We start from the raw sequence: 9,295 nt of genomic DNA on the forward strand, positions 1-9,295 counted from the left end.
CATGCGAACACCACCTAAGAGTTTATATATCTATTATAAATGAAAAGAGCGAAGGCTTCCTCATAATATCGAGGAAGCCTTCGCTTTATTAAAGATATAGAGACTTTTTCAGTGGCCTCCCTTATGGTCGACTATTTTTTTGTATAGTTAGAGAATTGATGGAAAAGTATCAATACTATTTCCTGAATTTAATTCATATGTATGGATGGGAAAATCACTGGATAAAGCTTCCATGTTGCGTGTTATGTTAAGATTCTCAACGATATACATTTCAGAACCATCTTTAGTATTTAAGATGAACCTGTTATACCCTTTTTGAAAATATTGCCGAAACGGAGAGAACATTGTAGTATAATAGTTGGAATGAGAGGAGGATATGAATGTCTGAGAAAGATTCAAAAAAAGATTCATTTCATAGCAAGTTACTTGAAAAACAAAAAGAAGCAAAAGTTGTACGGAAAATTGTTTTATCTGTATTTATTATATTAATTATTGTTTTTTCAGGAATTATTGGTGGAGGGTATCTCTACATAAAATCTGCTTTAGAACCTGTTGACCCTGGTAATCAAAAAGCAGTAAAGGTAACCATTCCAATTGGTTCTTCAGTATCAACGATTTCTAACATTCTGGAAAAAAACGATATTATTAAAGATGCTCGTGTATTTAAGTATTATATTAAATTTAAAAATGCAGCTGATTTTCAAGCAGGTGAATATACATTCAATAAATCGATGACATTTAATGAAATCATTGAGAACTTGCAACAAGGAGTGTTAATGGAAGAGGCAGCATTCCAAGTTACAATTCCTGAGGGAAGGCAAATCGAGGAAATTGCTTCAATCATCTCGAAAAACGCACCATACAGTGAAGCAGAAATTTTAGCAACTTTAACAGATAAATCATTTATTCAAAAAATGAAAGAGAAATATCCAGAATTATTAACGGATGATATATTTGCAAAAGATATAAAATATCCGCTTGAAGGCTATCTATATCCTGCGACATATCCTTATTATAAAGATAAACCAACCATTGAAGAAATCATCGAACCAATGATTAAAAAAATGAGTGAGGTAGTAGGGAATTATTTGCCGCAACTAGAGGAAAAAAATGTAAGTGTCCACTGGTTTTTAACAATGGCTTCTTTAATTGAAGAGGAAGCTACTGAAAAGGCTGACAGAGAAAAGATTTCAAGTGTCTTCTATAATAGACTAGAAAAGAAAATGCCACTGCAAACAGATCCAACCGTTTTATATGCACTTGGTCAGCACAAGGATCGTGTTCTATATAAAGACCTTGAAGTTGATTCACCATATAATACTTATCAAAACGAAGGTCTTCCTCCTGGTCCAATTGCAAATGCGGGTGAAATATCATTTAATGCTGCATTGTCACCTGAAAAAACAGATTATTTATATTTCCTAGCGACTAAGGAAGGGGAAGTCATTTTTACTAAAACACTTGAGGAACATAATATTGAAAAAAATAAACATATTATAGAGCAATAGACTTTTGAAGGGAAGGTGAATTAATTATTCGCATTCCCTTTCTTCTTGTGGTAAAATATATCGAGTTGTTATAAGCAATGAACGGATTATATGCTTTTACTTGAAGAGTTCTCAATTTATGGGACTCTTATTTTTCGGTGATAAAAGTGCGACTATACAGGTTATTAGTTGCAGTTTTCCTATCATGATCTTCACTTTTTATAGATCTTATTTGATGAGTAGCTAGACATTTATAGTGATAACGTCAAGTAATTAATTGTTTTTGGTGTGGATTATATCGTTTGAGCAGAGAATAGCAGCATTAAAGGAATAAAAGCAGGAGGGCAACTATGTTAAATGAAGAAGTTATAACATATATAGAGAACTTACTACCTGAGCGTCCAATTTATGTACAACAAATGGAAGAATTCGCCAAGCAAAATGATGTACCAATTATGGAGAAAACAGGAATAGAGGTGTTACTACTTCTTCTCTCATTACAACAGCCAAAAAAAATTCTAGAAATCGGTACAGCAATCGGATATTCTGCTATACGGATGGCCCTAAAGTTACCAGAAGCTGAAATATTTACAATTGAGCTAGATGAAGAACGATTTCAACAGGCGAACCGAAATATTAAAGAAATGGGCCTTGAAAAGAGAATACACACAATGCATGGCGATGCCCTAGAATTATCAGAGAATGTTCAAACATTCGCTCCGTTTGATGCAGTGTTTATTGATGCTACTAAGGCAAAATATACTAAGTTTTTCTCGCTTTATGAGCCGATGCTTTCTAAAGCAGGAATCATTTATACAGACAATGTCTTATTTAAGGGAACGGTTGCGCGTGACCGTTCTGAATTAAAAACGAGACGTCAAAGGACGTTAGTTAGAAAACTAAATGAGTTTAATCATTCACTATTTGAACTTAATAATTATGAGACAACGATTATTCCTGTTGGTGATGGAATAGCTGTAACGAGACGAAAATGATTAGCATGAAATAAGAGGTGGTAGTGATGAAGAAACCTGAATTATTAGTTACACCGAAATCAGTTGAAGATATTCCTACTTTAATTGAAGCTGGAGCTGATGCATTTAATATCGGTGAACAGAGATTTGGCCTAAGACTAGCAGGTGAATTTACAAAAGAAGATATAAAACAAGCAATTGAGATTGCTCATAAGCATGGTAAAAAAATATATGTTGCAATGAATGCAATTTTTCACAATGAAATGGTTCCAATGCTTGGAGATTATCTTAAATATCTTTCTGATGTTAAAGTTGATGCAGTCGTTTTTGGTGATCCGGCTGTGCTAATGGTTGCAAGAGAGGTTGCACCACAATTAAAACTGCACTGGAATACTGAAACAACTGCAACTAATTGGTATACATGTAACTACTGGGGGCGCAAAGGTGCAAAAAGAGCAGTTTTAGCTCGTGAGTTAAGCATGGATGCAATTATTGAAATGAAAGAAAATGCTGATGTTGAAATAGAGGTACAAGTCCATGGGATGACATGTATGTTTCAATCAAAACGTACACTGCTTGGAAACTATTTTGAATACCAAGGTAAGGCACTCAAAATTGAAAATAGAAGCCAAAATGAAAATATGTTTTTATTTGATCCAGAGAGAAATAATAAATACCCAATTTTTGAAGATGTAAATGGGACACATATTATGAGTCCAAACGATATGTGTATTATTGATGAGCTTGGCGAAATGATCGATGCAGGCATAGATTCGTTTAAGATAGATGGAATTCTTCAAACCTCCGATTATATTCTTGAAGTGACGAAAAAATATCGAAAAGCGATCGACTTATGTATAGAAAATAATGCGGAGTATGAAGAGATTAAAGAAAATCTTTTAGAAGAAATAGAAGCTCTTCAAGCTAAAAACCGTCCATTAGATACAGGTTTCTTCTTTAAAGAAACGGTCTATTAAGACTTAATCGATTGAAAAGGAGTGAATAAAATGACGGTTGTAAAAGATAATATTTCTGAAATCATAAATGGAAAACGAATCATTACAAAAAAACCGGAATTACTAGCTCCTGCTGGTAATTTAGAAAAATTGAAAATAGCTGTTCATTATGGAGCGGATGCTGTTTTTATTGGCGGTCAAGAATACGGACTTCGCTCAAATGCCGATAATTTTTCCATTGAAGAGATAGCGGAAGGCGTTCAATTTGCAAAAAAGTATGGTGCTCATATTTATGTAACAACAAACATTTATGCTCACAATGAGAATATTGATGGGCTAGATGAATATTTAATTGCTCTTGAAGGTGCAGGTGTAACAGGTATTATAGTTGCTGACCCACTTATTATCGAAACATGTAGACGGGTTGCCCCAAAGCTTGAAGTCCATTTAAGTACACAACAATCTCTTTCTAACTGGAAGGCTGTTCAATTTTGGAAAGAGGAGGGTCTTGAACGAGTTGTTTTAGCACGGGAAACAAGTGCGGAAGAAATTAAAGAAATGAAAGAAAAGGTAGATATTGAAATTGAAACCTTTATACATGGTGCAATGTGTATTGCTTATTCCGGTCGCTGTACATTAAGTAACCATATGACTGCACGTGATTCAAATCGCGGTGGCTGCTGTCAATCGTGCCGCTGGGATTATGATTTATACAAAATGAACAATAATCATGAAGTAGCTCTTTATGATGAAAATGATGCACCATTTGCGATGAGTCCGAAAGATTTAAATTTAATTGAATCTATTCCGAAAATGATCGAGTTAGGAATTGATAGTTTAAAAATTGAAGGTAGAATGAAATCTATCCATTATATTGCAACAGTTGTTAGTGTATATCGTAAAGTTATTGATGCTTATTGTGCTGATCCTGATAATTTTAAAATTGATCCAGAATGGTTAAGAGAATTAGATAAATGTGCAAATCGTGAAACAGCATCTGCCTTTTTTGAAGGGGTTCCAGGATATAAACAACAAATGTTTGGAAATCATAGTAAAAAAACTGCATTTGATTTTGTTGGACTTGTACTTGATTATGACGAGAAGACAAATATCGTTACATTGCAGCAACGCAATTTCTTTAAACCTGGTGACAAAGTTGAATTTTTCGGACCGGAAATTGAGAATTTTACAACTGTAATTGAGACAATTTGGGATGAAAAGGGAAATGAGCTTGATGCAGCTCGCCATCCATTGCAAATTGTTAAATTTAAAGTTAAAAATCAAGTTTTTAAACATAATATGATGCGAAAGGGGCTTTAAAGAAATGAATAGGAAGCCCGTTGTAATCGGCGTTGCTGGTGGGTCAGGCTCAGGAAAGACTAGTGTAACTAAATCGATATATGAACATTTTAAGGGACATTCAATCCTAATGCTAGAGCAGGATTTTTATTATAAGGATCAAAGTGATTTACCGTTTGAGGAAAGATTGAATACAAATTATGATCATCCATTAGCTTTTGATAATGATTTATTATATCAACATTTGCAGTTATTATTAGATCATAAAACGATTGAAAAGCCGATATACGATTATAAATTGCATACTAGATCAAAAGATGTTATGCTTGTTGAACCAAAGGATGTTATTATATTAGAGGGTATATTAATCCTTGAGGATAAACGTTTAAGGGATTTAATGGATATTAAACTATTTGTTGATACAGATGCGGATTTACGAATTATAAGACGTATCTTACGTGATATAAAGGAACGGGGACGTTCAATCGATTCAGTTATTGAGCAATATTTGTCAGTTGTTCGTCCAATGCATAATCAGTTTATTGAACCAACGAAGAGATATGCAGATATTATTATTCCTGAAGGCGGTCAAAATCACGTAGCAATTGATTTAATGGTAACAAAAATCCAAACAATTCTTGAACTAAACGCCATTTTGTAATAACATAGCATAGATAAAGAGTACTATGATCATATTATGTATAAGAATAAGATATTTTCTTTAAAGCATTTTTTCAAAAGTTGAGGGCACTTAGTGGCCCTTGCTTTTTTCAAATGATAAGAAATTCGTTTGTAATCTTTTGATTATTGATAATTAACGACTTTATAAAGGGGAAAATGCCTTTATACAATTCACTTGCTTAAGAAAAACATCTTATTAATCATAACTCTTTATAAACTAGAGGTGGAAAATCTGCCTCCAATGAATACATACTTAATCATAAATCCCTTGTCATTGATTCAGTAAATGTAAAAACATGGGGAAGTCTACTAGAAGGAGTGGAAAAAACATGGCACAAGAAAAAGTTTTTCCTATGACTAAAGAAGGTAAAGAAAAGCTTGAACAAGAGCTTGAATATTTGAAAACGGTTAAACGAAAAGAAGTTGTTGAGAGAATTAAAATTGCTCGAAGCTTCGGTGATTTATCGGAAAACTCAGAGTATGATTCAGCAAAAGAGGAACAAGCTTTTGTTGAAGGTAGAATTACTACTCTTGAAAATATGATTCGTAACGCGAAAATCATTGAAGGAGAAGCGGATACGAGCATGGTATCACTTGGAAGAACTGTAACTTTTACAGAACTACCAGACGGTGATGAAGAAACCTATACGATTGTTGGTAGCGCGGAAGCAGATCCGTTTGAAGGAAAAATTTCAAATGATTCACCTATTGCAAAAAGCTTACTTGGCCGAAAAGTAGGAGAAGAAGTAACTGTTCAAACTCCAGGTGGAGAAATGCTTGTAAAAATCGTAAAAATTAGCTAATGAATGTTTATTAAATGGACACCTCGTCGAAAATGTAGACGGGGTGTTTTTTATTTTCTGTAAATTTAATAAGGTGAAAATCTAAAATTAGACGATAAAAATGTCATGTGCAGAAGGACCAATAATAATTATGTTTAAAATGGTGAGGTGCTGCTACTCACTTGTAAAGTGAGTAGAGTACAAAACTATAACTAAACACTTCATGCTTTATAAAAAACTTGATTGTATAAAACAGTCCAATTTTTTGTCAATGAAAATAGCAACCAATATGGAATAGAGAGGATTGTGAAAGGAGGTTGTACCCATTTTAAGAAAGAGGTTAATGATTGTCGGTGCATTTATTATGGCTGCATTATTCATTATTTTGCTTCGCTTAGCAGATATACAATTAATCAATACTGAATCCTTTTCAAAAAAAGGAATTAATCTTGTTCAGGAAAGTGTTAATCAGAGAACACAAGAAGTTGTCATTGATGATGGTCGAGGTCGTTTTGTCGATCGTAATGGTGAACCGTTAAAAAATCAAGCAGAGCCATCGCTTGTTCTATTTCCTTTTTTGAAGGAGATTGATTGGCCTGTAGAAAAGATAGCAGAAATCGTAAATGTACCAAGTACAAGGTTAAACAATATGCTAACATCTGCATCCGAACCAATCGTTCTTTCTACAAATGAAGGTGTTAGATTATCAAGCAAGGAGCTTGAAAAAATAAATCAATTAGAAATACCTGGATTATTTGGTATTTATAGGCAATCCCCTTTAGAAGAATCGATCGGAGAACATATTATTGGAATTACAGGAGAAAATGCAGAATTACTTAGAAAAAAGTACCCAGATAAAAAGGATTTATCTTATAAAACACAAATAGGTATTACTGGGTTAGAAAAAGCCTTCGATGAATTTTTATTACCAGATGCCGAGACGAAATTACTTTACCATGTTGATGGTGACGGCAACCCTCTTTTTGGGATAAATGTAAAGTACATAGCAGATTCAAATCCATTTTATCCTGTTACTGTTGAAACAACTTTAGACAAAGAACTTCAGACAATGGCAGAAGAAGTGTTAAATAAACAAAAGGTGGAAAATGGAGGATTAGTCTTATTAGATATAGAAACTAATAATGTACTTGCTATGGTAAGTAAACCAGAGTTAAATCGTTCTGATAATCATTCACTAACAAATTATATGTTGCAGCCAATTTTTCCTGGTTCAGTATTTAAAACTGTCATTTCTGCAGCCGCAATTGAATATGGTTTAGATGATGCAACAAGGGAATATGATTGTAATCTTAATTTATATGGGGAAAACGATGGAGGTCAGGATGATGGGATGCTAACATTTGCAAGAAGCTTTGCAAAAAGCTGTAATTATACATTTACAACATTAGCAGAGGAATTAATGGAGAAGGATGCTTCAGCCATTGAGGAAACTGCAACTAAATTAGGGTTAATTGGGCCCGTAGGTTGGACAGGTGAGGTATTCCATTATCCTCAGTTTAAGCAATTCCCGGAAGAAAAATCGGGAAGGGTTTGGGGAAATGATGCTGATAAGAAAGTTAAGAGAGCTATCGACCAAACGGCTATTGGTCAAAAGGATGTTAAAGTAACACCTTTAGGAGTTGTGAATATGATGTCTACGATTGCACGTGGCGGACAGAAAAAACAGGTTAGGATCGTAGAAAATATATTATATAAAAATGGAACCAATATGTACTCTTTTTCGTCTAATTCTATTGAGGGAGAATCTATTTCACCTTACACTGCATCAAGTCTTCAAAAACTATTGCGTCTTGTTGTAACTGATCCTGAGGGTACAGGTAGAAGATTTCAAACATCACCTTTAGAAGTATCAGGGAAATCAGGCACTGCCCAAACAGGTAAAAAGAATGCGAAAGGTGAAACTCTCTATAACAAGTGGTTTGCTGGATATTTTCCATCGAATAATCCTAAGTATGCACTTGTTGTAGTTGAGATGGATACAACAAGTGCTGAGGCAGGGACCAATGCAGCGTTTTATGATGTAGTGAATGAAATTTCAAAGCTAGATAAGTAAAAAGTACTTTTTTCCTAAAAGGGTACTATTCCTGTTTTTTTGGAACTATCATTCAAATTAGTATAAATCATATATATTTCATTCTTTGATGAATAAATATTGTTTCGATTTCTAATCCAAAACACCTATTTGTAGTTATTAGTGTTTGAAAAATTAGTGAAACAACTAGATAGAATGGCAATCAAATGCTAGAATAAGACAGAAGGTAAGAGGGCAAAGGAGTGTAGAACATTGAGTAATTATCATGTAAACTCTCGATTTGAAAAAAGAGATAAACGAAGAAAAACGAATATAGTCTTAAATACATTAATAGGTATCGTAGTAGTTCTTATTATTTTTATAGGTTCACAGCTAATTTTAGGTGGAAATGATGCTCAGAAAACTGCTAAATATAATGAACAACCGGATATTAAACTTGCCAATGAGGAAAATAAAAGTGACGACGCAGTAGATAGTGATAAACAACAAAGTAATGAAGAGCAAGAAATATCTGAAAATGAGCAAGAGGATAGCGATGAAGCTAATGAATCTGAAGTAAATAATGACGAAGCTTTGACGTCTGAGCCTTTAGAAGAAGCTACGATTACTGAGGGAGAACCTGGTTCAGGAATTGTTGAAACGATTGAAAACCCAAGTTGGGAGCCTGTTGGTACATCTCAATCAGAACCGCATGCAGCAGACTATACGAAAGGTTCACAGGATTGGGCTGAAATGACAAAAGCATTAAGCTATGCTACGGGAATTCCTGAATCAGAGATGATTATTTGGTTTTTAGGAAATAACGGTTCACCCAATGATGCAGTTGGTACTATTTCACCTAAAGATAAATCTGCAAAATATAAGGTTTATATTACTTGGGTGGAAAATAAAGGCTGGAAGCCAACGAAAATTGAGAAGTTAAATTAAAAAACAGTGGAATTTTCGAGGCCACTGAAAAAGTCTCTATATCTTTAATAAAGCGAAGGCTTCCTCGATATTATGAGGAAGCCTTCGCTCTTTTCATTTATAATAGATATATAAACTCTTAGGTGGTGTTCGCATG

General features: G+C 33.9%; 8 protein-coding genes. All 8 read left to right on the forward strand.

All coding sequences use genetic code 11. From position 1 onward, the window contains the following. Positions 1-380 precede the first annotated feature (380 nt). Positions 381-1,508 (forward strand): endolytic transglycosylase MltG, encoded by a 1,128-nt coding sequence (mltG, locus tag ACTJJ9_RS25565; RefSeq protein ID WP_145585145.1) that lies wholly within the window; start codon positions 381-383, stop codon positions 1,506-1,508. Between the two features lie 329 nt (positions 1,509-1,837). Next, positions 1,838-2,482 carry an O-methyltransferase gene (locus ACTJJ9_RS25570; RefSeq protein ID WP_095303403.1) on the forward strand — a complete coding sequence of 215 codons (645 nt, stop codon included), beginning with the start codon at positions 1,838-1,840 and terminating at the stop codon, positions 2,480-2,482. Positions 2,483-2,508: 26 nt separating this feature from the next. Next, on the forward strand, positions 2,509-3,438 hold the full coding sequence (locus ACTJJ9_RS25575) for a peptidase U32 family protein (protein ID WP_145585147.1): 930 nt from the start codon (positions 2,509-2,511) through the stop codon (positions 3,436-3,438). A 30-nt stretch (positions 3,439-3,468) separates the two neighbouring features. Beyond that, positions 3,469-4,737: a peptidase U32 family protein gene (locus tag ACTJJ9_RS25580; protein WP_095303406.1), complete on the forward strand. Its 1,269-nt coding sequence runs from the start codon at positions 3,469-3,471 to the stop codon at positions 4,735-4,737. A 4-nt stretch (positions 4,738-4,741) separates the two neighbouring features. Then, complete coding sequence (udk, locus tag ACTJJ9_RS25585) at positions 4,742-5,377, forward strand: uridine kinase (RefSeq protein ID WP_145585150.1); 636 nt, start codon at positions 4,742-4,744, stop codon at positions 5,375-5,377. 349 nt (positions 5,378-5,726) lie between these two features. Beyond that, positions 5,727-6,200 carry a transcription elongation factor GreA gene (gene greA, locus ACTJJ9_RS25590; protein ID WP_095303410.1) on the forward strand — a complete coding sequence of 158 codons (474 nt, stop codon included), beginning with the start codon at positions 5,727-5,729 and terminating at the stop codon, positions 6,198-6,200. Between the two features lie 343 nt (positions 6,201-6,543). Continuing rightward, a complete protein-coding gene (locus ACTJJ9_RS25595; RefSeq protein WP_255452031.1) occupies positions 6,544-8,253 on the forward strand; it encodes a peptidoglycan D,D-transpeptidase FtsI family protein in 1,710 nt (569 codons plus the stop codon). 231 nt (positions 8,254-8,484) lie between these two features. Continuing rightward, the gene (locus ACTJJ9_RS25600) at positions 8,485-9,159 is read left to right on the forward strand and encodes a YrrS family protein (protein ID WP_095303413.1); all 675 of its coding nucleotides are present in this window, start codon (positions 8,485-8,487) and stop codon (positions 9,157-9,159) included. Positions 9,160-9,295 lie beyond the last annotated feature (136 nt).

It is taken from the genome of Metabacillus sp. 22489 (genome assembly GCF_052044855.1).
Lineage (GTDB): Bacteria > Bacillota > Bacilli > Bacillales > Bacillaceae > Metabacillus > Metabacillus niabensis.